The 25,568-nt window shown below is 66.8% G+C and carries 16 protein-coding genes; 9 read left to right on the forward strand and 7 right to left on the reverse strand.

Annotated features, from left to right (window positions below):
- Nucleotides 1-51: 51 nt before the first annotated feature.
- Together JW958_02085 and trpS are read right to left on the reverse strand one after the other, a co-directional pair.
- A complete protein-coding gene (locus tag JW958_02085) occupies nt 52-2,106 on the reverse strand; it encodes a hypothetical protein (GenBank protein ID MBN1825025.1) in 2,055 nt (684 codons plus the stop codon).
- A 41-nt stretch (nt 2,107-2,147) separates the two neighbouring features.
- On the reverse strand, nt 2,148-3,122 hold the full coding sequence (gene trpS / locus JW958_02090) for a tryptophan--tRNA ligase (protein MBN1825026.1): 975 nt from the start codon (nt 3,120-3,122) through the stop codon (nt 2,148-2,150).
- Nucleotides 3,123-3,245: 123 nt separating this feature from the next.
- Here trpS and JW958_02095 point away from each other — a divergent pair, with 123 nt between their 5' ends.
- Nucleotides 3,246-4,511, forward strand: coding sequence for an SPOR domain-containing protein (locus JW958_02095; protein ID MBN1825027.1), 1,266 nt, complete (start codon nt 3,246-3,248; stop codon nt 4,509-4,511).
- Between the two features lie 15 nt (nt 4,512-4,526).
- Here the strand turns inward: JW958_02095 and JW958_02100 are convergent, their stop codons facing one another.
- Nucleotides 4,527-6,563 (reverse strand): glycosyltransferase, encoded by a 2,037-nt coding sequence (locus JW958_02100; GenBank protein MBN1825028.1) that lies wholly within the window; start codon nt 6,561-6,563, stop codon nt 4,527-4,529.
- 220 nt (nt 6,564-6,783) lie between these two features.
- Between JW958_02100 and JW958_02105 the strand changes: the two genes are divergently transcribed.
- The 3 genes from JW958_02105 to JW958_02115 are packed head-to-tail and all read left to right on the forward strand — an operon-like array spanning nt 6,784 to nt 12,293.
- On the forward strand, nt 6,784-7,863 hold the full coding sequence (locus tag JW958_02105) for a DUF4931 domain-containing protein (GenBank protein ID MBN1825029.1): 1,080 nt from the start codon (nt 6,784-6,786) through the stop codon (nt 7,861-7,863).
- A gap of 25 nt (nt 7,864-7,888) precedes the next feature.
- Nucleotides 7,889-10,915: a hypothetical protein gene (locus JW958_02110; protein MBN1825030.1), complete on the forward strand. Its 3,027-nt coding sequence runs from the start codon at nt 7,889-7,891 to the stop codon at nt 10,913-10,915.
- Nucleotides 10,916-10,955: 40 nt separating this feature from the next.
- Nucleotides 10,956-12,293, forward strand: coding sequence for a nucleotide excision repair endonuclease (locus JW958_02115; GenBank protein MBN1825031.1), 1,338 nt, complete (start codon nt 10,956-10,958; stop codon nt 12,291-12,293).
- Here the strand turns inward: JW958_02115 and JW958_02120 are convergent.
- The 4 genes from JW958_02120 to JW958_02135 are packed head-to-tail and all read right to left on the reverse strand — an operon-like array spanning nt 12,262 to nt 15,879.
- Nucleotides 12,262-13,458 (reverse strand): O-antigen ligase family protein, encoded by a 1,197-nt coding sequence (locus tag JW958_02120; protein ID MBN1825032.1) that lies wholly within the window; start codon nt 13,456-13,458, stop codon nt 12,262-12,264. The two genes, JW958_02115 and JW958_02120, sit on opposite strands and share 32 nt — an antisense overlap.
- Entirely contained in the window at nt 13,455-14,552 is a 1,098-nt protein-coding gene (locus JW958_02125) for a glycosyltransferase family 4 protein (protein ID MBN1825033.1), read from the reverse strand. The genes JW958_02120 and JW958_02125 overlap by 4 nt, the downstream gene beginning before the upstream one ends.
- Nucleotides 14,549-15,472 carry a histone deacetylase gene (locus JW958_02130; GenBank protein ID MBN1825034.1) on the reverse strand — a complete coding sequence of 308 codons (924 nt, stop codon included), beginning with the start codon at nt 15,470-15,472 and terminating at the stop codon, nt 14,549-14,551. Before JW958_02130 ends, JW958_02125 begins: the two co-directional genes overlap by 4 nt.
- Nucleotides 15,469-15,879, reverse strand: coding sequence for a hypothetical protein (locus JW958_02135; protein ID MBN1825035.1), 411 nt, complete (start codon nt 15,877-15,879; stop codon nt 15,469-15,471). The genes JW958_02130 and JW958_02135 overlap by 4 nt, the downstream gene beginning before the upstream one ends.
- 185 nt (nt 15,880-16,064) lie before the next feature.
- On the opposite strand from JW958_02135, the gene JW958_02140 reads away from it, so the two are divergent.
- The 5 genes from JW958_02140 to JW958_02160 all read left to right on the forward strand — a co-directional run bounded on the left by JW958_02140 (nt 16,065) and on the right by JW958_02160 (nt 25,567).
- Nucleotides 16,065-19,868 carry a putative Ig domain-containing protein gene (locus JW958_02140; GenBank protein MBN1825036.1) on the forward strand — a complete coding sequence of 1,268 codons (3,804 nt, stop codon included), beginning with the start codon at nt 16,065-16,067 and terminating at the stop codon, nt 19,866-19,868.
- 69 nt (nt 19,869-19,937) lie between these two features.
- Nucleotides 19,938-20,060: a lasso RiPP family leader peptide-containing protein gene (locus tag JW958_02145; protein ID MBN1825037.1), complete on the forward strand. Its 123-nt coding sequence runs from the start codon at nt 19,938-19,940 to the stop codon at nt 20,058-20,060.
- A gap of 160 nt (nt 20,061-20,220) precedes the next feature.
- Nucleotides 20,221-22,419: a hypothetical protein gene (locus tag JW958_02150; protein MBN1825038.1), complete on the forward strand. Its 2,199-nt coding sequence runs from the start codon at nt 20,221-20,223 to the stop codon at nt 22,417-22,419.
- A 306-nt stretch (nt 22,420-22,725) separates the two neighbouring features.
- On the forward strand, nt 22,726-23,778 hold the full coding sequence (locus JW958_02155) for a tetratricopeptide repeat protein (protein ID MBN1825039.1): 1,053 nt from the start codon (nt 22,726-22,728) through the stop codon (nt 23,776-23,778).
- A complete protein-coding gene (locus tag JW958_02160) occupies nt 23,768-25,567 on the forward strand; it encodes a tetratricopeptide repeat protein (GenBank protein ID MBN1825040.1) in 1,800 nt (599 codons plus the stop codon). The genes JW958_02155 and JW958_02160 overlap by 11 nt, the downstream gene beginning before the upstream one ends.
- Nucleotide 25,568: the final 1 nt, after the last annotated feature.

Here is a 25,568-nt window from a genome sequence, read left to right on the forward strand (position 1 = left end):
GATCCTCCGGAGCCGGAAAAGGTTCCTGAAAAACGGGCCCGCCGCCGCCACCTAGAAGCGCCTCCCCACGGTGAGGGCGAAGAGGTGTTCGGTCAGCCGTTCTTCCTCGGCCCGATCCTCCTGATCGATTCGCTCGTACTCGGCGCGCCACTCGAGACCGCCGGCACGCAAAGTCGTTTCGGATGTAAAGGTCCAGCGGTCCTCATCGGAGAGGATTTCCTCCGTCCCGGCGCCGCTGGTGTCCTGCGTCGTTTCCGACGCGCCCCACCGCTCTCCCACCCTCCAGGAGAGAATCCCCGCCGCGCCGCTCCAGTAGACGCTTCCGTTCCAGCCGTCCGTTTCGGCGCTGGATCTCGACAGGCTCCGCGAAAAGTTGAGGGAGAGCGTGTGGGCGTCGCGACGCAGGTAGATCCCCGCCGTGCCGTAGCGGCTCCGATAGGGGTTCTCTTCGTAGGGGATCTCGTAGCTGCGAAGAAGGGCGTAGAAGTTCCAGGCGATTCCCGCGCCCTTCACGTCGACGTCGGTTCGCCCGTACAACTCGAGGATCTCGCCGCCGGCGCGGATCGGCTGCGAGGATTCGCGGTCCCGCACGATCTCCACGCGGGCGGTTTGGCGGAGGAAGCCCCAAGCGCGGATCGATCCGTCCAGCAAGAAGCCGTACTCGCCGCCGTCCACGGTCGGGTTGCCGAGGGTGGAGAAACCGGAACGGTAGTCCCTCGCTTCGAGGGAGAGGGTCCGTTCCGAGCGGTCCGCGTAGGCGAGCACCGCCCGCCAGGCCGGGGCGCCCGTCGTGTCGTCCCCTTCGGATTCGCTCCAGCCGGCCTCCATGTCGAGCCGGATCCGTTCGGTGAAACGGAACCGAATGTCGGCGGTGTACACCAGATTCCGGATCGGCAGAAGAAAACGGATGGTGTCGGGAACCGACGATTCCCGCTCCCAACCGTAGGCGGCGTTCAGGCCCGCTTCCCATCGGTCGGCGCGCCGGGCGATCCGTCCGCCGGTGATGTACTGCGAGTAGATGCCGAAGCCGCCGGTGGTGTCCGCCTCGACGGTGCGGAGGAGAAACGCCGCCGATCGCCACCGCTCCCCTTCCCAGGAGAGAAGCCCCCCCTCGCCGGAGAGCCAGGAAACGGAGAGTTCCGTCAGCGTGGGGAAGATGTCCCCCGCCTCGAGGGTCAGCCGCTCGCCGGAGAGACGCGCCGACGCTCGGATCTCGTCGTCATAGATCGGATCGCGGGAGGCGGCGAGATAGAAGGACCGCTCCCGCCAGTTTCCATAGGCGTACATGTCGAAGGCGAGCGAGGACGTCTCGTCATAGGGGAGATAGGGATCGCCCCGCACGTCGCAGGCGTTCACCACAGCGTACCCCGCCTCCGCCTTCCCCGTGAAAACGAAGCGAGAAGCGGCGGCGCGCTTCTCGGCGCCGATGGAGAAACGCCAGCTCCGTTCGGCGCTTCCCCCTCCCTCGTTCAGCAACACGACCGTCGCTTCGTGCCCTCCCTCGGCGGGGGGGAGTTCCGGCGCGTAGAGAAGGTAGTCCTCGGTTCGTTCCACCCCCTCGGCGATCTCCGCGCCGTCCAGGTAGAGCACCGCCTCGGCCGGGGGCAGGAGTGGAGGGTCGAAGAGGACGGAGAGGAGAAATTCCCCGCCGTCCGGGAGGCGCTCCTCCGGTTCGGGCGAGAGGACCACCACCCGGTCCGCGCCTTCTTCTCCCGCGCCGGTGTCCCGTACCACGATCTCGTGCGGCGCCTCGGCGGGGAAACGGTCCGGGCTCGTCGCCTCCGATCCGTCCTCCGTCCGGACGACGAAAGCGTACTCGAATCCGGGAGGGGCGGCGTAGCGCGCGGGGACCTCGACGCGCCAAGCGCCGGGTCGTTCCTCCAGCGGGAGGCGCGTGAAGAGGGTGTCGCCGATCGCGCGGATGCGCAGCTCCGCCGTGATCGCCCGACCGTCACCGTTCCAGGTGAAGAGCAGGACGGTGGATTCGCCCGGCCGCGGCGGCGCGGGTGGGGTGTGGCGGATCCGCGGGGTTTCGGCGCCGGATCGCGACGCCGTGCAAAAGATCGCGAAGAAAAATACGAGGAGGATCGGGAACCGTCGGTCCACCGGTCGGTCTCTCCTCGGCGCGAAGAAGGGGAGGGAGTTCCTCAGCGGAGGCCCATCACCCGGCGGACCTCGTCCATGGTCTCTCGGGCGATCGCCCGGCACCGCTCCGCGCCCGTCCGGAGCGCGTCCCGGACATCGTCCGGGTGCTCGCGCAGGTAGTGGTACCGCTCCCGGATCGGGTCCAGCTCCTTCAGCATGTTGTCCGCCAATAGCTTTTTGCAGTCCACGCACCCGATTCCGGCACGGCGGCACTCTTCGTTCACCGTCTCCACGTTCTCCCGAGGAGAGAAGACCTTGTGGAGGGTGAAGATGTTGCAGATGTCCGGATTCCCCGGGTCGCTCCGGCGCTTCCGGTTCTCGTCGGTCATCGCCTTGGCGAGCTTGGCGCGGATCGACTCCGGCTCCTCCACCAGGCCGATGTAATTATCCATCGATTTGGACATCTTCGTCTTGCCGTCCAGACCCATGATGCGCGGCGTCGGCGAAAGCTTCGCCTGCGGTTCCGGAAAGACGTCGCCATAGCGGGCGTTGAACTTGCGGGCCACGTCCCGCGAGAGTTCGATGTGCTGCACCTGGTCCTCGCCCACCGGTATCAAGTCCGCCTTGTAGAGGAGGATGTCCGCCGCCTGCAGCACCGGATAGCCGAAGAGGCCGACGTTCACGTTCTCCCGGTGCCTTCTCGACTTCTCCTTGAACTGGGTCATCCGCGCCAGGTCGCCCATGGGGGTCACGGTCATGAAGTACCAGGAGAGCTCGGTGTGTTCCGGCACCTCGCTCTGCACGAACAGGGTGCACTTTTCCGGATCGAGGCCGGCGGCGATGTTGACCGACGCCGCCGCGAGGATCTTCTCCCGCATCTCCGAAGGTTCGTAGATCACGGTGATGGCGTGCAGGTCGACGACGCAGAAGATGGAGTCGTGCTCCTCTAAAAGGGCCACCCAGTTCCGGATGGCGCCGCAGTAGTTTCCAATGGTGATCTCGCCGCTCGGCTGAATTCCGCTGAAGATGCGTCCCACGTTCCGCCTCCTCGGTCCCCACAGCCTTCGGGGGACACGTCGGGCGCAGCGTAGCAACAGCAGAGAAGGGTGTCAAGGGAGGGCCCCGAACACCCGATGATCGGTACGGAGAGGGAGAAACCGATGTTGCGACGATTCTGCGCCGCCGTGCTCGTTCTCGGTCTGATCGCGCCCGACGCCTGCGCTTCCGCGGCGGAGGAGCCGGTACGCGATTCGGGCGGGCTCGGGGGGCGGCTCTTCTGGAGCGCCCTCACGCTGGTGAACGGCGTGATCCTCGCCTCCAGCGTGAGCGACATGCGCCTCTATCAAAGCCGCGCTCGAGACGCGGAGACTTCCGGCGGGGACGCCGGCGAGTACTGGGACGCCTCCTCACGCGAGAAGGTGATGGTCGGCCTTTCGTCGGCTTCCCTTCTGGTCAGCCTCGCCGGGCTCAGGAAGGCGTTCGGCGGCGGCGGGACCGCCGCCGCGGTTCCCCCCGAGGGGGATTTCGCGACGATGCCCGCCCGCGCAAGAGATGGGGGCGCTTTCCAGGTTTTCTCTCTCGAACAGCGGATCCGTTACGACACTCTCGCCTGCGCCGGCGCGCCGCCGGCCGGCGTCGGTCGGGATCGGGAAGAGGAGTGGTCCGTCCAAACGGGGGCCGGTGCGGATCCGCTCGACATCGCCTTTCGGCGCGCACTGGAGGGGGCTCCGGATGGATGTACGGGCGGCGGAGAGGCGGAGAATGCCGGCGCGGGCTTGCCGTCCTCACGCGAAGGCGGCGTTTTCCCCGCGCCGGTCCTGTCCGCCGGCGGCGAGAAGGAGGATTGGACCGTGGACTCCGGGTCGGAATGGGAGGCGATCCTCGCCGCGCGCCGGGAGGCGGGGATGACGGCGGCTTTTCCGCCGGAGGAGGAGACCACCCCTTCGCTCCCCTCGGAAAACGACGAACCGGAGACCTCGGGCGCGCCGGCGAGCCCGGCCGAGGACTCCGCCGCTCCCGACGACCCGGTCGCCGATCTTCTGCGCGCCCTGGATGAGAGCGCCGCCGCGCTCTCCTCACCGCGCGGCGGTGTCCGCCCGATCCCCGGAGCGGTCGCTCGCCCCGCCCCCCTCGTCGCCGCTCCTCCCGCCGAGGAGGAGGGGATCGCCGATTTCGCGTTTCTCCCCTGGGCGGTTCACGTCAGTTCCTTCCAAACCTTCGCGAGGGCGGAGAAGGACGAGGCGATCTGGACCGGTCGCGGGGAGCGGGTCATGATCGAGGAGGCGGAGATCCCCGGCAAAGGGACCTGGTACCGCGTGTTGGTGGGGAACTTCGCCGATCGCGTCGAGGCGGAGGCGCACGCCGCTTCGGTTCGGAGTCGTTTCGGTCTGGAGTACGTGCAGGTGCGGCGTCGATCCGGTCTCTAATCCGCCCTTCCCTTCCTACTTGTTCGCGATCTCCAGGTAGAGTTCGGAGGTCTCGCGGGCGATCCGGTCCCAATCGTAGCGCCGCCGGATCCAGTCTCGCGCCTTCCCGCGCATCGTCTCCACTTCCGCCGGGTTCTCCAGAAGGTGGGTCAACCGCCGGGAGAGATCCTCCACGTCCCCCCGCCGGAAGCGGAAACCGTGGGGCGGACCCTCCGGGGAGGGGGATGCGTCCCAGACGGCGGCGGGGAGTTCCTCTTCTTGAAGGGCTTCCAGGTTTTCCTCGATGTCCGAGACGAGCACCGCCGAACCGAAGCTGAGCGCCTCGAGGAGCGCGATGCTGAGCCCCTCGAGGTCGGAGGGCTGGATGTAGAGATAATTATGGGCGTAAAGCTCCTCGAGCGTTTCTCCATAGACGTATCCGAGGAAACGGATCCGGTCGTCGCCGGATGCCATTCTCTTCAGATAATCCAAGTAGTCGTCGGAGTGACTCGAGCCGCCGGCGATGACGAGTTCCATCTCCGTGTCCAGCTTCCGGAACGCCTCGATCAGATAATGGCAGCCCTTCTCCGGCACCAGCCGCCCCACCAGAAGGAGGAAACGCCTGGGCTTCAGGCCGAACTGCCGCTCCATCTCTTTCGCCGGCGGGATTTTCTTCATCGGGATCCCGTTCGGTATGTACCGAATCTCCCGCCCGTAGTGGTGCCTGTAGTAATTCTGCAGCGACCGGGAGACCGCGATGGTCCTGTTGGGGAGGCGGGCCGAGGCGAGTTCGCCGAGTCGGATGCAGCGGGTCGCGAAGCGCCCCCATTTTTCCCGCTTCCAGTCGAGTCCGTGCACGGTCACCACGGTTCGGATACCGAAGAGGCGCGGGATCCAGCTGAGCACCGATGGGCCCTGCGCGTGGTAGTGCGCCACGTCCACCGGCTGGATCAGGGTGTGCAGAGTGGCGAACAGGCTGTGGGAAATCGCGTCGAGGTGCTTGGTGTGGACCGAGGGGAGGCGGGTGACCTGCACGCCTTGGAAACGCCCCTCCATGTTGGTGTAGTAGTGCCTCGCGTAAACCTGGATCAGGAACCCCTCCCGCGCGAGCCGATTGGTCAGCTCCGCCACGTGTCTCTCGATCCCTCCGAAAGTGGCGGGAATCCCCTTGGAACCGATGACCGAGACGCTGGCGAGTTCCAACGGAGGGCCGAGGGAGAGGCGCTGGTACAGCTCGTACACCAGGTCTTCCTTGGTCCGATCCTGAACGGGCGGCGTCTCCGCCATGAGGAGGTGGCTCACCAAAAGCTGAAAATGGTCGGGAGTGACGCTGGCTTTCGCGCCGGTGGAGCGCACCGCTTCCACCGTTTCGAAGAGCTGGGCCAAGTCACCCGGCGGCGCGGCGACGAACAACTCCCGGCAATGACTCTTGCGGATGAGCGCGGCGAGGGCCGCCCCGTCGGGGAGGATCTCCAGTTCCGGATCTTCCTCCGGCGGCGGACCGCTTCGGACGGCGATCCTGCCGATCACCCGCGCGCCGAACCAGATGTTGTGCCTGAGTCGCCGCTCCAGATCGGCGAGAGGCGCCCCTTCACCGACGAGTAGGATGGGCCTCTGTAGAAACCCCTTGCGGAAGAAGGCGATCTGCAGGAAGCCGAAAAGAAAGCGGCCGAGGCAGATCAGTCCCGTCGCGAGCACCCAGAAGGCGACCAGCGTGGGTCGGGAAAAATGGAACACGTAGCTCGTTCGGGAGAGCCCCTGGGAGAGGAAGATGAGCATCACCGAGGCGAGCATGGTGAAGAACATCATCTTGATCACCCGGGGGACGACGAAGGGGGGCTTGAATCGGCGCGGGAACCTCCACTCCTTGTAATAAAAGAGCAACACGAGGTAGATCAGATTCGTCGCCAAGAGCAGATTGAAATAATAAGTGCCGTACTTGCCGATCCAGTCCGACCAGTTGTGGTAATAGAAACGGAGGTAGAGCGCCGTGAAGAACGCGAGATTCAGGCCGACCAGATCGGACAGAAGCAGAAAGAAAGGGAGAAAGATCTGAGGTCGGGATATTCGCAATGCCTTGTCTCGGAATAGATTGCCCTGGTTTTGCCGCGCGGGGGAAACACGTTTTCCACCGCTCCGGTATTCTAACAGGATTATCGGGAGGAACGCCGAGGAAATTGACCCCCTCGGGCGCGCTCCTTTTGCGGTTGCGTTCCGCCCCCGGGCCGCCTAATCTGAAACGCTCATACGCCTCGTCCCGGGCCGCGTGGCCGGGATCGCGGGGAGAGAAAGCATGTCGGAACTCAGACACGATCCGATTCAGGGGCGCTGGGTGATCATCGCCACCGATCGGGGACAGCGTCCGGATAGTTTCGCCGTTGAGCCGGAGAGGATCAAGGCGGGCGCCTTCTGTCCCTTCTGCTCGGGCAATGAATCGTCCACGCCTCCCGAAATCGTGGCGATCCGAGAGAGGGGCTCGTCGCCGAACTCGCAGGGCTGGAAGATCCGCGTCGTGGCGAACAAGTTCCCCGCCCTGCGGATCGAGGGGGAATTGGAACGGCGGGGGATGGGGGTCTACGATCGGATCAACGGGATCGGCGCCCACGAGGTGGTGATCGAGAGTCCCGACCATTACAAATCCATCGTCGGCCTCGAGCAGGGACACGTGACCAGCGTCTACCGCGTGCTCCAGGAACGGCTCATCGATCTGATGCGGGACGGACGCTTCAAGTATGTGCTTCTTTTCAAGAATCACGGCCGGATCGCCGGCGCCTCCCTTCCGCACCCGCATCACCAGGTGATCGCCGTTCCGGTTACGCCGAAGACGGTGGCCACCGAACTCCAGGCGTCGCGCCAGCACTTTCTCCGCAAGGAACGTTGCGTCTTCTGCGATATTCTCCACCAGGAAATCGAGTCGGGCGAGCGGATCGTCTCCCTCACCGATCGGTTCGTGGCGTTCTGTCCCTACGCGAGCCGTTTCCCCTTCGAGATCTTCGTCGCCCCGCGCTACCACGAGCACGCCTTCGCCGAGACGTCGCCGAACGATCTCTCCGGTCTCGCCTGGATCATGCAGGACGTGCTGAAGCGGCTCCGCTTCGGACTTCGGAATCCTCCATATAACTATATATTTCACACCACACCGAACACGCAGACCTCGCCCAAGCGCCCCGCTTACTGGTCGACGGTCCGCTACGATTATCATTGGCACATCGAGATCCTCCCACGCCTCACGCGGGTGGCCGGTTTCGAATGGGGCACCGGGTTCTACATCAATCCCACCCCGCCGGAACAGGCCGCCGAGTATCTGCGCAGCGTCGACACCTCCCAAGAGATCGAAGAGCCCGCTCTTGACGAATCGGCGCAGCAACAATAAGTTACGGACATAGGAGGAACTGATCGTGCGAAGCGCCTTCCCGACGCCCGCCGTCCGCCCGCGGATACTTCGGCTCATCCGCGTTTTGCCCGCCCTGCTGATTCTCCTCTCCGGCGAGGGGGAGGCGAAGAAGCCCGTGCCGACGGCGGTGAAGACCGCCGGTGATCGAGGGGCGCGGGTCCCGGAGTACCGCCTGGAGCAGAGCGGCGATTGGCGCGTCTGGCGCTCGGCTGAAACCGGTCTCGTCCGCCGGGCCTCCCCCGCGGGGCCGGAGGCAGCCGGTCCGTCTCCCGCGAAAGGAACGTTCGCCGTCGACGCCGCCCGGGCGTTTCTCGATCGGGGGGCGGAAGCGCTCGGGCTCTCGCCGGTGCTGCGCGAGCTGGAGCCGTGCCTCGTGAAGAGGGGGCTCGCCTCGACGCACGTGACGTACCGCCGCGTCGTGGACGGAGTGCCCGTCGAACCGGGGCGGGTGGGCGTGCACGTCGACCGGGAGGGGCGGCTTCTCTACGTCGACGGCACCGTGGATCCGCGGATCCCCTCGACGGGGGCCGCCGGAAAGAGCGCCGCCGCCGTCGATCGGGAGGGAGCGATCCGAATCGCGGTCTCCGGGTCGGACGACCGGGAAGGGCCGGCGCGGGCGGAACTGCTCTATCGAGAAACGGACGGGGAACTGCGGCTCTTCTGGCGCGTGCGCTATCTCTCCCGGGATCCGATCGCGGAATGGGAGGTCTGGATCGACGCGGTCCGCGGCGTCGAGATGGAGCGGATCGACAAGACGGCGCGGGTGACCGGCACCGGCACCGTCTGGAGTCCCAATCCGGTGAACGCGCTTCAGAGGACCGATCTCTACGACATGGACGACGCGGATCAGGCGGTTTTCGACGACGCCTACCTGACCGTGGATCTTCTCGACCTCGACCCGCCCGTCGGCGGACTCTACCGTCTCTCCGGTCCCTACGTGGTCATCGGCGACTTCGAGCCGGACTTTTACGGGGACACGATCATTTGGATTCCCGAGGTCGCTCATCCGGACGACTTTCAGACGACCCGTTCCGACAGCCTCTTCGAGGCGGTGATGGCCTATTACCACATCGACAAGGTGCAGCGTTATCTGCGGCGCATCGGCTATGACGGACAGACGGCGGACAGCCTCGTCGTTTCGCCGATCTCCGTCGACCCGCACGGCGCCGACGGAGACGACAACTCCCATTACCTGAACATGACGAACCAGCTCGCCTACGGGGACGGGTGCGTGGACGACGCCGAGGAGGCGGACGTGATCGTCCATGAATACGGCCACGCCATCGAATACAGCCAAGTGCCGAACTGGGGCTATCCGGGCGGCTACATGGGGCCGATGGCGGAGGGATTCAGTGATTACTGGGCGGAATCCCACGCCGCCCGCTCCGGCGTGACGGTCAATCTCGGCCAGGTCTTCGACTGGGACAAGGGGCCGATGGACGACTGCTGGCCCGGAAGGCGGGTGGACAACGATAAAACAGTCGCCGATCTCTATATGCTCGGCGACGTTCCCAATCCGCATCGCTATTACGACAACAGCCTCATCTGGAGCGGTTCCCTCTGGGACATCCATCAGGCGATCGGCGGCGCCGCGTCGGATTCGATCGTACTCGAGAGCCACTTCTTCCTGAACGGGACTTCCCCGCTCTCCACATTCGAGGACGGCGCCTTCGGCATGCTCCAGGCGGATCGGGAACTCACCGGTTGGCGCAGCGGCCTCGCCGTTTATGACGCCTTCCGCGATCGCGGGATCTTCACGCCGGCGAACACGCCGCAGCCGGCGCTCGTCTCGGCGGCGACGACGGACACCCTCTTCGGCGGCGGAACCCTTTCCTGCACGCTCACGGTGGACACGGACGTTCCCCTGCGGGCGGCCCGGGTGATTTACGGCGCCGTCGAGGCGGCGGGGGACACGGCCCTTCTCGCCGAGGCGGTCGGCGCTTCCGGCGTGTGGACCGCCGCCGTCGATCTGGAGGGGGCCGAGTCGTTTCTTTACTTCTATCAGACCGAGGACGCCGCCGGCCGTCTGAAGACTCTACCCGCCGGCGCGCCGGCCGCATCCTACAAAGTGGTGGTAGGCGTCGACACGTCGCCTCCCGTGATCGAGCACACGCCTCTTACGGACCTTTTCGACAGCGAGTTGCCTGCGGTCCTCACGGCGAAAATCACCGACAACTTCGGCGTCGACCCGGACTCGGTTTTCGTGAGCTTCTTGTTCGAAAGCGATGCGAATCCCGTCGTCGTCGCCGATTCCTTCCCGTTGGTCTACCGGGAATCGGATTCCCTCTGGATCGGCGAGTTTCCCTTCCCCGAGGGCGATCAGGGGGAGTTCGAGTATTCGATTTACGCAACGGACCTCTCGGCGGCGGCGAACCGGGCCGTCGAACCTCCGACGGGACGGCACGAATTCCATGTGACGTCGGATCGGGAGGCGCCCGTGGTGATCCACACGCCTCTCGGCGACCGGATGGAGAACGGCGATCCGCCGGCGGTGCAGGCGACCATCACCGACAACGGTTCCCTCGACCCGGACTCTCTCCTTCTGGAGTACATCTTCACCGGTCTCCGGAAGAACGCCTCCGGTTCGATCGTCATGGAAGCGCGGGGCGGCGGCGTCTACGCCGCGTCATTCCCCGCCTTCCCCGAATCGGTGGGGACGGTGGAGTACCGGATCCGAGCGGTGGACAGGGCGAACGACAAGAACGGCGTCTACGATCCGGCGACGGGCTATCATCGTTTCGAGGTCTATCCCGCCTCGGTGCGCGTCGCCGTGCTCGGGCCGATCCCCTTCCGGGACCGCGTCGACTTCTCCCTCTTCCAGACGCAAGAAGGACCGGTCCGTTTCGAGGTGTACGACGTCGCCGGGCGGCGGGTGCGGACGATTCACGACGGCGTTCTCGACCGCGGCGCCCATTTGCTTTTCTGGGACGGCCGGACGAACGACGGGCGCCGGGCGGCGCAGGGGATCTATCTCTACCGGCTGGAGACGGCCGGAATCGAGGAGAGCGGCCGTATCGTTCACATCCGTTAGGCGGCGACCGGGCGCCGCCCCGCGGCCGTTTATTTCGACCATGAAAGACTCCGCCGACCTACTCGATCGGATCGCCCGTTTCCTCGAACGGCGGCCTTCCGGCGCGGCCTCCACCGAGATCGCCCTCCGGGTTCTCCGCGTCGCCGACCCGAGCCCCCGGACCGCCGGCCGGGTGGTCGATTCCCTGCTCGAAAAAGATCCCCGCTTCCGGCGCCTCGGCGTCCAGTTCTGGGCCTTCGCCCCCCCGGAACCCTTCGTCGAAAAGGCTCTCCTCTACGGGGCCTGCCGCGCGTCTCTTTCCGACCCCCGCCTTCACCGAATCGCGCTTCTCCGCGTCGAGGCGGGGGAGGAGAAGGGGTCGGCGACCTTCGACCGCCGGGCGGGGAGCGCCGCGCCTCTTCCGGAGAGCGCCCGTCCCCTCGCCGCGAACGCCCGCCTGGTCCTCTTCTCCCGCGCCGCTCCCTTCGCCGTCCGCCGAGACGACGGCCACCCCCTCCTGACCGAACCGGAGCCGCTCCGTATCCGGCGCCGTCTCGCGCCGCATCTCCCCGCGACGGATCTCCGTTCGCCCGAGCGTCTCGCCGCCCGTCTCGGCCTGGACTGGCGCGAATCGGAGGATCCTCTGGACGAGGCGCGGCTCCTCCATCGGATCGTCGAGGAAACGGCGGCATGGCTCGCCGGTGGGGGGGAACGCGGTCCGGCGGGAGGGGAGATCCCTTTTCTCCGTGAAGGGGGATGGGAGGAGCTGGAGCGGATTCCCGATTCGCCCGGTGTGTACCGGTTGAGCGATGGGGGCGGCCACCTTCTCTACGTCGGCAAGTCCCGGTCGCTTCGCGCCCGCGTGGAGAGCTACTTCTCCGGATATGGAAACCTCTCGGAGAGGAAAAGGGCGATGGTGCGCCGCGTGACCCGCGTCGACGCGATCCCGCTCGGCTCCGAGGCGGAAGCGCTCGTGGAGGAGTGGCGCGCCATCCGTCGTCGTCGCCCGCCTTACAACGAGAAGATCGAGGTACGAAGTGAACCCAGCGCCGACCTGGACGGCCGAAACCGCGTTCTCTTTCTTCCCGCCGCCGATCCGAAACGGGTGACGCTTTTCCTCTTTCGGAACGACGGCGCAGTCCGCCGCCTCTCGGCGCGGCGAAACCCGATCCGGACCGCCCGGCTGGGAGACGCGCTCCTGAGTTTCTTCGGCGGCCGGGGGGGCGGGCGCGACGAGGGCGCCCGCGCTCTCCTCGGCCGGTGGATTCGGGAGAATCGGGAGAGAATCACGCTGCTCGACGCCGACCGCTACGCCGGCGCCGAGGATCTTCTCCGCGTGGTCGTCGAATGCCTCCGCGACCCCGAACTCACATCCGGGACCGGTTCGGAGAGGATCTGACCGCCGCCGCGCCCGCACCTCCCGCGGCGAGCCCGAGCCCGATCACCGTGTAGAGCGCCGTCGCCACCTCCGAGTCCCCCCAATTCCATTCAAAGAGTCCGTGCACCAGGAAGGCGATGAGCGCCGCCGCGGCCCCGTCGGCGAGGGCGGCGCCGAAGCGGTCCTCCGCGCGCGTCGCGGCCCGGCGGAGCGCCGCGAAGAGGCCTGTGGCGAAGAGAGCGAGCGCCGCGAGCCCCACCGCGCCGGCGGAAACGGCGGTCTGCAGATAGAGGCTGTGAAAATGGGTGATCCTCTCCCGCGCCGCGCCGTCGCGCGAGGCGTCGATCAAGGGGGTCAGATCGTGAAGGCCCCGGCCGAAGAGCGGCCGTTCCCGGAAGGCGCGCCAACCCGCCTCCCAGAGATAAATCCTTTCACGGTTGAAGTGAAAATCGGGATCGAAAGAGGAGAGGAGCCTCTCCCTCGCCGCCGGGTGGAGCAGCATCGTCGCCGCGACCGCCGCCACCGCCGCCGGGAGGAGTCTCGGTCGCCTTCGCGCCGTGAGCCACGCCGCCCCCGCCGCCCATCCGAACCAAGCGCCCCGCGTGTAGGTGAAGAGGAGAGCCGCCGCGAGAAGGAGGAAAGCCGCGGGGGCGAGCCCGTGGAGTCGTTCCCGCTCCAGGAGTAGGGCGAGGGGGGGAAGACCGAGAAGGAGAAATACGCCGGAGGTGGTCATGTAGAAGCCGAGCGGGCCATCCAGACGTGTCGGGTGGTTCCCCGCTCCCCGAGCCTGCTCAATCAGGCCGAGGAGCGCCGCGACGAACGCCGCGAGCAGAAGAAGCTCCGCCGCCGCCCGGAGATCGCGCCGGTCCCGCACCGCCGCGGCGGGAAGAAAGAGGGCGGAGAGGAGTAGGAGCTTGCGCAGCTCCCGCGCCCCCTCGGCCGCCCTTCCCGAGAAAAGGAGCGCCAGGAGGAGCGCGCCGATCCACGCGGCGCAGCCCGCCGGGAGGAGCGGCCCGGTCCGATCCGGGGCGAGACGCGCCCGGGCGCGTCGCCGCGCGTCGCCGGCGAGAAGGGCCGCCGCCGCGCCTAGGGCGAGTCCGATCTGCTGGCCGGCGATACCGAAGGGGAGAAAGGCGAGAAGAACGCCGAGGCCGGCGAGGGCGAGGGCGCCGCCGATTCGGTTCATCGCTCCGTCAGCGAGAGGTAAACCGCCTCCGCCTTCTCCACCGTGCGGTCCACCCCGAAGCGGGCGAACACCTTCTCCCGCCCCCGCTCTCCCATGGCGCGCCGGAGGGCTTCGTCGCCGAGGAGGCCGCGGACGGCGGCGCCGAAAGCGCCGGTGTCGCCGGGCCGGAAGAGATGGCCGTTCACCCCCTCCTCCACCGCCTCGGCGTTCCCCCCCGCGTCGGTGCAAACCACCGGCAGTCCGAAGGCCATCGCCTCCAGGATGGAGAGGCTGAATCCCTCGATGGTCGAGGGAAGAACGAAAACGGAGAGAATCGGATAATAGGGGAGGACGTCGTGCCGGAACCCGCCGTAGATCACCCGGTGGGGGAGGCGGAGGGAGCGCCGGATTTCCTCGAGCCCCTCGTCCCGGTCGATCCCGAGTAGGAGGATCGTCGCCGGCTCCTCCACGAAGGCCATCGCCCGGAGAAGTTCGTCCTGCCCCTTCCGGCGGGCCATCATGCCGACCACGCGCTCTCCTTCGGCGATTCCCAGATCCTCCCGCGCGGCGCGGACCCGCTCCTGCGGAAAGTCGCGGTAGCGATCGAGGGGGATCCCGTTGTGGACCACCGCGATCCTTTCCCGGGGGACGCCGCCCCGGACCATTCCCTCGGCGACGCCGCCGCTCACGGCGATGATTCTGTCCGTGCAGGCACCGTAGTACCATCCCTGCAGGCGGCCGCCGGAGGAGAGCGGCGCGTTTCTTCTTGTGTGAACCAAACGGAAGCGACCCCGAAAGAGGCGCCGAGCCTGGATCGTCAGGTGCCGGTCCAGGGAGGCGTGGGCGTTCACCACGTCGACGCCGAGATCCGTGCAGAGGCGGGCGAGGCGACGGCTCCGGCCGAGGTGAATCAGGGAACGGCCGAAATCGAATGGAACGACGCGGACCCGCGGGTGTTCGGCGAAGCGTTCCGCCAGGAGCGATTCGGGCCGCACGCAGAGGAAGAGTGCGTGCCCGCGACCGGAGAGGCCTTCGGTCAGCCAGGTGATGGAGTTGGTGGAGCCGCCGAAGTCCCCCTGATGGGTGATCTGCAGGATCCGGAGCCGTCCCGTCATCGTTCTTCATCCCTTTTCGCCCCCCGCCGGGAGGCTCGGATCGCCTCGAGACAGGTGCGCGCGTGGATCGCCACCGTGTCCGCCGGGTTCCGGGCGTAGCCGCCGGCGAGGCAGGCCGCCGTCGGGATCCCCGCCGCGGCGAATTCATCGAACACCATCCGGTCCCGCTCGGCGAGCCCCTTCCGCGTGAGACCGAGGCCGCCGAGACGGTCCTCCGCGAAGGGGTCCGCGCCCGCCACGTAGATCACCAGATCGGGGCGGACCGTCTCCCGGAGGTCGGGCAGATGGAACCGAAGGAAGGAGAGATACTCCTCGTCATCCGTGCCGTCGTGGAGGCCCACGTCCCGATCGGAACGCTTCTTGGGCGGATAATTATCCTCCTGATGGATCGAGAAGGTGTACACCGCCGGGTCGTCCCGGAAGATCGACGCGGTTCCGTTTCCCTGATGGACGTCCGCGTCCACCACGAGCACCTTTTCCGCCCAACCTTCCCGGAGCGCGATCCTCGCGGCGATCGCCACGTCGTTGAAATAGCAGAACCCCTCGGCGTGGTCCGGAAAGGCGTGGTGGAAACCCCCGCCGATGTGGACCGCGGTGCCGCTTTGTCGAGCGAGTCCGGCCGCCAGCGCCGTTCCGGCGGCGGAGAGACGGAACGCGCCGATCACCTCGCCGGTGACGGGGAGTTCGGAGCGGGCGGTTCGGGGGGTCAGGCGGGCATGCTCCAGATCGTCCAGATAGGCGGGGGTGTGGACGAGGAGGAGGTCCTCCCGGTTCGGCTCGGCGGGTTCGATGAAATCCTCCGGCCCGCAGGAGCCGTTTTCCAGAAGGGCGAGTCGGACGAGGCGGTACTTCTCCGTCGGGAAAGGGTGGCCGGCCAGATCCACCTCGTACCGATCGGAATAGACGAATCGAGGGCTCAACGCTCCGTCCCGGGTCGTATGTGAAATGTTTCGTCCGGAGCCGCCTGGGAAACGCCGTCGGGGAAATGCGCGGTCACCCGCCAGCGGTAAACAGAGCCCTCTTCGAGCGGGATTCCCTCCGGTAGAAGGATCGTCGTGTCCCGTGAGACGCCGGACCAGATCCGCCCGCCGCCGGACCCGAAGAGGTCGACGGTGAAGCGGGACGCCCCCGCCTGCCGCCGCCAAACCAGTTCCCGAACCGGCCCGTCGACCGGACCGACCGGCGAAATGGGGATCCGCACCGTGTCCGTCCGCCCCGCTCCCCCCGTCCGGAGAAAGAAGAGCAAGAGCAGGAGAATCCCCCCTCCCGCCAATATGGGCGGCAGCGTGGTCCTCGCCCGGGAACGGCCTTTCTTCTCTCGGCTCATCGCGGAGCCGAGGGTACGACGGGGAAAAGGGCTCGTCAAGCCGCCCGGGCGCGCGAAAGGGGAATCCGGGGCCGCGGAAAAGGGAGCACAATCCTCTATAATTTAATGTAGATTTGTGATATCCTATACGGACTTACAGACTTGGGCCATTCCAGACTTTTCAATTCAACTCGCAGGAGGTCGTCATGAACGGTATGCGGCTGTCCCTCATCGCGATGGTCTGTTTCGCGGTGCTCGCCTTCGTCCCCCCCGCGGCGGCGGATTTCGTCGGTCTCGACGCGGACGGGGATCTGTCCTGTGATTCGACGGACATGCAGGTGATCCTGGAAGCCGGCGACATCGGAACCCTCCGAACGCTGGATTTGTATTTCGACGATGTTCCCGATCTCCAGTCCTGGGGATGCACCTTCTGCGTCAAGAACGGGGCGTTGGTGACCAATGAGTCCTTCGCATACTCCGTCCCGGCCGCCTGGGCGAGCGTGTCCATGAAGGACTCCGACGGCGATAACCTCACCATCTCGGAGTTCATCACAACGATGTATCCGGATTACCGCTGCTACCTCGTCCAAGCCACGGACTGGACCGGCGCGTCGCCGATGTCCTTCCCGGCCAAAGTGGGCACCTTCTCTTATGAAGTGGCCGACGAGGGATGTCTCGGCTTCGTCATCGACGGCCCGACCTCCGGCTGGTTCAGCATGATCGTGGGCCAGGGCGATTTCGGCGATCCCGGCGAAGCCTGCGATACCGTCTCCTGTCCGAGCCAGGTGGAGCCGGTGGTGATCGGAACCGAGACGCCCGCCTGCCCGATTCCGGACGCGATGCTCTACGAGAACTACGACCTGGGGATCCAGTTCACCGCCGCCGGCGGCGTTCCTCCCTACGGCTGGGACGTGGATGTCCTGCCGGCGGGCATGCGGATCGTCCCCGAGACCGGGGTCGTCGAGGGGATGCCGACCGAGTTCGGCGGCTTCGCGTTCCAGGTCCGCGTGACCGACGACATCGGCCAGTTCGACGTGCGCCCCTGCTCGATCTACGTGGACAAGCCCAGGATCGACCAGACCACGCCTTCCTGCCCGGTTCCGGCCGCCACCTACGGCGTTTCCTACCCGGCGGGAACGGTCTTCCAGCTCGCCAACAGCCCGACCCAGAGCCTCTCCTGGACCGCCACCGGTCTTCCCCTCGGCATGGGGATCAACCTGACCACCGGCGAGTTGTTCGGCACGCCGACCGAGTGGGGTTGGGACATTCCCTTCACGGTCTTTTTGAACGGAATCGGTCCGACCAAGGTAGTCCTCGACCAGAGGGAGTGCAGCATCACCGCGCTGCCCATCGCGATCGACGACGCCGATCCGGCCTGCCCGATTCCGAACGCGAACCAGGGGGTCGAATACGCGGCTCTCGTCCAGTTCCGGCCGGACGCGCCGGCGGGCTACAACAACGAGCACCGCTGGGATGTCTCCGGCCTGCCGAACGGCATGTCGATCGACGAGAAGACCGGTTCCATCAGCGGAACGCCCACCGAAGCGGGGGACTTCACCTTCACCGTCGCCCTCTTCGCGGATCCGTCCAACAAGGCGGTCGAAGATCCGATGGACACGCGGGAATGCTCCATCACGGTCGGCGAGGCGGCGAGCATTACCGTCGCTACACTGCCGCCGGGCCAACTGTCCGCCGCCCCGGGAGCGGCCGCGACCCACTCCTTCGAGGTGGAGAACGTCGCCGGAACCCGGATCGAGCTCTCCGCGCAGGCGCGCTCCGAGAACGGCTGGGACGCGCTGGTCACCTCCTCGATGTTCTTCTCTCTCGCCCCGGGAGAGATCGAGACGGTCTACGTGGACCATGTCGTTCCCGCCGGCGCGGAATGCCCCGGCCAGAGCGATCCGGTGCCGGGCGACACGCTCTGGCTCGACGTTTTCGAGTCGCAAATCAGGCCGCAGGAACCGCTCGCCTCGGATTGGGCGTTCACCACCGCCGAGTTCTCCGCGGGGGTCGTGGTTTCGCCGCCCCAGTATCCCGCCGAGTGCGCCGATCCGGGGGATTCCATCTACGTACAGATCGATGTGCATAACACCGGCGCCTGCCCGGAGTGGTTCGACATCGATCTGACCTTCGACAAGCCCGGTTGGTCGGCGGAGGTCGCCATTCTCACTCCTCCGATCTGGCTCTCCGCCGGAGCCCTCGGGAGCGTGCCCGTCTGGGTGCACGTGCCGGAGGACGCGGAATGCGGCGAGCAGGTGACCATGCAGTTCAAAGCCACGGGGACGGTCTTCGGCGCCGCCGATTCCACGGAGACCGACCACTGCGCCAACAACATCTATGAAGTGAGCATCCGCGACATCTCCGGGTTGGGCGGCGAACCGGGCGATTCGGTGACCTACTGTTTCGAGGTGAAGAACGAGGGGAACTGCGACGTCATCGCCTATCCGGAGGCTTTTTCCGGCTGGCCGGTGAACTTCAACTCGGCCGAGCGCCTCATCCCGGTGGATCAGTCGGACACGATCTGCGTCCGCCATCTGATCCCGGCGGGGACCGCCGTCGGCGCGATGATGAACCTCACCTTCATCGTCTCACCGGGCTTGATTCCCGAGAAGGATCGCGAAGCCGTCTTCCGGCCCGACACGCTCGTCGTGACCACAACCGCCCTCGAGGGCTGCGACGCGGGCGTGGAGATCACCCCTCCGGCAGGCGGCTCCTCCCATTTTCCGAATGAGTTGTTCCAGATCGCATTCAACGTTTCCAACACGGGCGGCGATCCGGACCGTTACCTCCTCTACGCGGATTGCCCGCAGGGGTGGATGGTGGATACCGAGGAGGACACCACGCCGGTGATCGATCCGGGTAACGACTACGACGCCGTGGTGAACGTGCAGGTGCCGTCCAACGCGCTCTGCACCGACCAGGGTTGGGTCCGCCTCTACGCGCTCTCCCTCTGCGACCCGCAGACCATGGATATCGACTCCGCCGCCTACGGCGTCATGCCTGTCGTCAATTACGAAGTGGTCGGTTACCCCGAGGATTCCACCGGCGTGCCCGGACAGAGGATGGAGTACTTCTTCCGGATCACCAACAACGGGAACTGCGCCTTCCCGACGGGGCTCATGCTCCTCAGCACGCCGGCTTGGGAGATCGACCACGGCGGCATGGACGAATTCGAACTCGGGCCGGGCGAATTCAGCGACTTTCATCTCGGCGTGCGGATTCCCGACGACGCCGTGCAGGGGGACGAGCACAAGTTCCTTCTCTGCGCCGACGCGGCCATCAACAAGGACAGGCAGGGAGGGGCGTGCGACTCCATCATCACCCGCGTGCTGAGCGGCTGCGAGCACGTGCAGCCGATCCTCTCCCTCGGCGACTATCGAACGGTGAATTACACCGGACCGGGAGGACTCTGGACGGTGCAGGTGCAGCTCCGGAACAACGGTCCCGGCGAGGCGCGGAACATCTCCATGGAGATGCACGAGAACCTCAGCTGGCTTCTGATCCCGGACGCGGTCGCTTCCTACGGGAACCTGCCGCAGGGGTCGGCGAGCTACGGCGACGGGGACGGGGAAACCTTCACCTTCGATCTCTCCGGCTATCCGGGGGGGAGCTTCAACGTTTGGTTCGACGTCTCCTACGAGGACGCCTGCGGCGCGCCGCCCACCTACCAGGTGCGGCTCGACCCGACCTTCCTCGACCCGGAGGCGTCCGCCGGCGCGCTTCCCTCGCCGACCGCCTATGTGCTGCACGGCAATATGCCGAACCCGTTCAACCCGTCGACGACCATCGGATTCGAGCTGCCGGTGGCGTCGCGCGCGGAGCTGACGATCTACAACACCGCCGGGCAGAAGGTGAAACGGATCTGGAGCGGCGATCTCCCCTCCGGCGTCCACACTTTCCAGTGGACCGGCGAGGATGATCGCGGAAACCCCGTTCCCTCGGGCACTTACTTCTACAGCCTGAAGAGCGGCGATTTCCGGGCCACCAAAAGAATGGTGCTCGTCCGATAGAGGATGAGTTGACGAGCCCTCGGGGTTGTGATACACTTCTCCTGTTCGAGAAGTGGAGGGTACATCTCGATGGAACAGCAGAAAGCGAAACTACCGTACGAGAAGCCTGAGGTGGTTCGGCACGGCAACCTGAAGGAGATCACCATGACTTCCTTCACGCCGCCGGACAACCAGATGAAGCACAGCGGATAAATCGGCTCGCTCTGTCTTTGGAGGGCAGACCGGAGGAGGGGTCCAACCGGATCCCTCCTTCTTCTTTTCTCCCCCGGATCGCCATGCCTGTCTTCCGAATCGTCTATTTTTCCTGTATAATATAACGCACGATATTTCCCCCATCCGACGAGAGAAAGCCATGATCGGACGCCGTTTGCTGCTCGCCGTCCTCGCGGGGACGGCACTTCTAGCGCCCCCGTCCGCACGGGGCGGGTACGAACGGTGGACCGTGGAGGATGGTCCCTTCGGGGGTCGTGTCGAGGCGCTTCTCGCGACGGACGCGGGCGTTCTCCTGGCGGGAACCGAGGAGGGGGGCGTCTTTCGCTCCTTCCGGAACGGCGCCGGATGGTCGGCGGGGAACGACGGCCTCTTCTTCACCGACGTGCTCTCTCTTGTAGCGAGCCCCACCGCGCCGGAGAGCCTCTTCGCCGGCACCAGCGGAGGCGGCGTCTACCGGAGCTCCAACGGGGGGAGGAGCTGGTTCCCGGTGGTGAACGGCTTGGGAGGCATGACGGTTCGGGATCTGCGTTTCCGCGCGGACCGGGACCGGCTTCTCGCGGCGACCACGAGCGGGATCTACCGCACCGACGACCGGGGAGCGGCCTGGCATCTCTCCGGCACGGGTCTCACGGAATCCTCGATCCACGCCCTCGCGTCCGCCCCTTCCGCCGACTCCGTCTGGTACGCCGGCACCGGAGGCGGCGTCTTCCGCTCCGCCGACGGCGGTTCCACCTGGACCGCCCGCTCCTCGGGACTCGACTACGCGATCGTCTCCGCTCTGGCGGTGCACCCCGGCGACCCGGAACGCGTCTGGGCCGCCACCCAAGGCGGCGGCGTCTACAAGACCATAAACGGCGGCCTCGCCTGGAGCCCCGCCCGAGTCGGGATGGGGGAGGTCTATGCCGAGGCGCTCGCCATCGATCCGGACGGGCCGGACACCCTTTGGGCGGCGACCCGGGCGGGACTCTTCGAGACCTTCGACGGCGGCGGTCTCTGGACCGTCCGGAACGCCGGGCTTCCGGACACGGTGACCCAGGAAGTACTCCTCGCGGGAGACACCCTCTTCGTCGGCATGTACCACGGCGGCGTCGCCGCCTCCGCCGATCCCGCATCGGGATGGACCGCGCGGAACGAGGGGCTCGCCAATCGCTTTGTCCATGAAGTGACTCTCTCCCCCCACGACGGCGGCGTTCTTTGGCTCGCTTCGTACGGGGGGCTTTTCACGAGCGCCGATACCGGTTGGACCTGGACCGCCGCCGGCCCCGGCGTCGATGCGCGGGATCTCATGAGCGTGGCGGTGAGCCCCGACGACGGCGAAGACCTCCTTGCCGGCGCCTTTTACGGCGGGATCTGGCGGAGCGAAGACGGCGGCGCCTCCTGGACCGCTTCCTCCGCGGGCATCGGATCGATGGCGACGGTCACGTCGATCCTCTACCGCCCGGGCGACGGGACGACCGCGCTCGCGGGTACCTACGGCGGTCCCTGGCGGAGCGCCGACGGCGGCCTCTCCTGGACGCTCTCCGACTCCGGGATCGGTTCCCGGAACGTCTGGGGGATGGCGACGTCGGCCGCCGCGCCGGATCTCGTCTACGCCGGCACCTACGGCGACGGCCTCTTCCGGAGCCGCGACTTCGGCTCCACCTGGACGGGTGTTTCCTCGATGAGCGATAACTATGTACGAGCCGTGGCGGTCGATCCCTCCGACACGTCCGTCGTCTACGCCGGCGGCTACTACAACGGCGGCGTCTACAAGAGCGTGAACGGCGGCGCCTCCTGGACGCGGAAGAACACCGGGCTTACCGACCGCAACGTCTGGTGCATCGCCGTCGATCCCTTCGATTCGAGCCATCTCGCCGCCGCCACCGGGAGCGGCGTCTTCGAGTCGTGGGACGGCGCGGACAACTGGGAACTCTTGGACGACGGGCCGGCGCCGCGGGATACGCACTGGGTCCTCTTCGCGGGCGGGCGCCTCGTCGCCGGCGTGTCCGGCGGTTCCGCCCCCTGGTTCGAACACGCGGAGATCGGCGTCGCCGCCGGCGGACCGCCGCCGCCTTCCTCGGCTCGTCTCGCGGCGGTTCCCAATCCCTTCAACCCCAAAACGTCTCTTCGACTCGTCTCCGCGCCCGCCGGCCGGTGGGACCTTCGCGTCTACGACCTGCGGGGCCGGCTCGTCCGCGTCCTCGGCGCCCCGTCCCTCCCGAGCGGAGGGGAGGGGATCATCGCCGACTGGGACGGCGCCGACGGGGACGGCCGTCCGCTCCCCTCGGGCGTCTACTTCGGCGTCGCCCGCCATTCATCCGGAGCCCGCGCCTCCGCCCGTCTCGTTCTCGTCCGCTAGCCGGGATCCTTTTGCCGTTCCGCGCCGCGCGCTTCGGGCGGCGGGAGGGCCGGTTCTTGACAGGTTCCGGCGCGGGGACTATGTTGGTCGCCGAGGCGATAGGATGGACGAACTGCAGGAGTGCCCGCATTGCGGGAAGAAAACCCCGGAAGAAAACCTCCGATGCATTTTCTGCGGAGAGAGGCTCCCCGTCCGGGGTGGGACCGTGGGTGGGCTCCGGTTTGGTGGGGGAAGGCGGATCTTCCTCCTTCTCATCGCCGTCCTTGTGGGAATCTACGCCGCGCGAATTTTATGGAATCTGCTTCGTTGATTCAGGACCGCCGCTCTTCACGCCGCCCGCGTTGCGCCGCGGTTTTCACGCTTCTCGTCCTGATACCGATCGTTTTCTCCTGGACGCTTTCCTGTTCCGCGCTCGGCCGCGGCGCTTCCTCGCCCGGTCCGGCGGAGAATACGGCTCGGGGTTTCCGTTATCTCGAGGAGGAACGCTGGTATCGGGCCATGGGAGCGTTTCGGGAGGCGTTGGATCGGGACCCGGACTACGCCCCGGCGCGCTACGGTTTGGGCCGGGTTTTCACGGAAACCGGTTTCACCGACGGAGCGGAGGAGGAATTCCTCCGGGCGATCGCCATCGACTCCACTTACGGTGAGGCTTATCTGGGACTCGGCAATCTCTATTTACGCCTCGACCGGCCCGAGGAGTCGGAGGAGCGGATCCGCCAAGCGGTCCGCCACGGCGCGGGCCGTTCACCGGAGACTCTCTATCTGCTCGGCCTGTTCGCCGAGCGGCGCGGGGATGCCGAGGAGGCGGAGATCCGCTACCGGGAAGCGCTCGAGAGCGACCCGAGCGGGGCGCGGACCCGCTTCGCCCTGGTGGATCTGCTCCGTTCCCTCGGACGTTATGACGACGCTCTGGCCGAGTTGGAGAGGGAGCGTTTCCCCCAAGGGCGGGAGAACGAGGTGCGCCGCCGGTTGGGCGACTGCCGGCTGAACTTGGGACAGGACCTGGAGGCGGAGAGGATCTTCCGCCAACTGATGAACACGGACCGGAGCGATCCGGAGCCGCGTTGGGGTCTGGTGCGCTTGGCGCTCCGGCGAGGGGATCGTACCGAAGCGGCGACGCGGCTCGCCGAAATCGCGGAGATGCTTCCCGAGCAGGAGGGGAATCTGGTCGCCTCGCTCGTGGACGCCCTCGACTATCCCGACCCTTTCTTCATCTTCCTCTGCCGTTGCCGGAAGATTCTCCCGCTGGCCCCGCGTCCTCTTGCGGTCCGGATCGAGGAGATGATCGCGGAACTCTCCGCAGGCGAACGCCGGGACGGTGAGGAACCTTGCGCCGAGGGCTCTGCCGTTGAGGAGTAATCTGCTTCTCTTTCTCCCCCCCCTCGCCGCCGGTGCGATTTTACGGGCTTTTTCCCTCGTCCGTTTTCTGAAGGGGAGTCCTTTCGCCCACCATCTCTTCTCGGACGGGCACGCCTACTGGGAACGGGCGGCGGCGATTCTCGCGGGCGACGCGCCGCGGGAAGCGTTCTATCAAGCGCCGCTCTACCCCTATGCGCTCGCCCTCTTCCGTGCCGTGGCGGGGGCGAATCTCCCGCTCCTCTACGCGGCGCAACATCTCTGCGGTCTCTTGTCGGTTTTTCTCGTCACAGCGATCGCGCTTCGCGCCCTTCCCCGGCGGGCGGCGGCCGCCGCCGGAGTGATCTACGCCCTTCTTCCCTACCCGGTCTATTTCGAGCAGAAGCTCGCCCCCATCTCCGTCGCCCTCCCCATCGCCCTCACCGCCCTTCTGCTTCTCGACAGGGCCCGGACCGGCCGAGGGTGGGTCGCTGCGGGCGCGGCGACCGGGCTCGTGACCCTCGCCCGAGCCAACCTGCTTCTCTTCGCGGCGATCACCGCGATCTGGATCGCGCGGCGGGCCGGCGCGCGCGCGGTGCTTCTCTTCGCAGCATCCGCGGCTGTTGTCGTTCTTCCCGTGACGGTCCGGAACGCCGTCGTGGGGGGCGGGTTCGTTCCCGTCGCCGCGAACGGCGGAGAGGTCTTCTACCACGGAAACAACGGAAACGCGGCGGGCGCGATGGGGAAGGTTCCCGAGTTGGGCGCCGACATCGTGTCGCTGGCCGCGGAATCGCGGGCCGCGGCGGCGCGCGACCTCGGCCGCTCCGTGAACGCCGCCGAGGCGTCTCGATATTGGTTCGGCCGAGGACTCGCCTGGATCGCCGGTCACGGCGCGGATTCTTTTCGCCTCGAAATGCGCAAGGCGCGGATCCTCCTTTCCGGACGATTCACGCCGATCAGCAACTTCTTCGATTTCGAGACGGAACGCTTCCCCGGCGTGCCGCGGCCCTTCATCTACCTGCACTACCCGCTCCTCTTCCTCGCCCTTCTCGCGCTCTTCGACGGCGCCATGAGGCGCCGCGTACCCGCGCCGGCGCTCCTTTTCGGAGCCGCGCAGATCGTGACGGTGCTCCTCTTCTTCGGTTGCACCCGCTACGTGATCCCTCTCGCTCCGATCGCGGCCCTTCTCGCCGGCGCGGCGATTGCGGGGGGGCGTCCCGGCCCGCGCGCCGCGGTGCCGATCGCCGCGGCTGTTCTTCTTCTTCTCGCCGCCGATCTCGGCTGGAAACGCGAATGGGCGACCCCCTACGCGCAGCTCGGATCGATCCGCCTGGAGGAAGAGAAAGGAGACGAGGCGGTCGCCCTCTTCGAGGAAGCGGTCCGGATCGCCCCGATGGAGGTGATCCACGCGCAGAACCTGGCGCGGGCCGAGTGGTTCGTCGGGCGCGTGGACCGGGCGGCGGCGACGATCGTCGCGGCGGTCGAGAGGGGAATCGCCGACGGCCGAACCTTGGGCTATCTCGGGACGCTCTACTTGCAACTGGAGCGGTACGACGAGGCGGAGAAGGTTCTCGACGAGGCGATACGGCTCGAGCCGAACCGCGCGCTCTCGCATTTCATGCTCGGGCGGGTTCTGGTCAGACAGCGGCGGTGGGAAGAGGCGGAGCGCGCCTTCCTGCGGGCGGTGGAGTTGGAGCCGGACATGCTCGACGCGCACCGCCATCTCTACAGGATCTATCAGGGGCCTCTGCCCGATCCGGAGAAGATGGATCGGGAGATGCACAAGGTGTTCGAGCTGCACGGCTGGGAGTGAT

It is taken from the genome of Candidatus Eisenbacteria bacterium (assembly GCA_016930695.1).
Taxonomy (GTDB): domain Bacteria; phylum Orphanbacterota; class Orphanbacteria; order Orphanbacterales; family Orphanbacteraceae; genus JAFGGD01.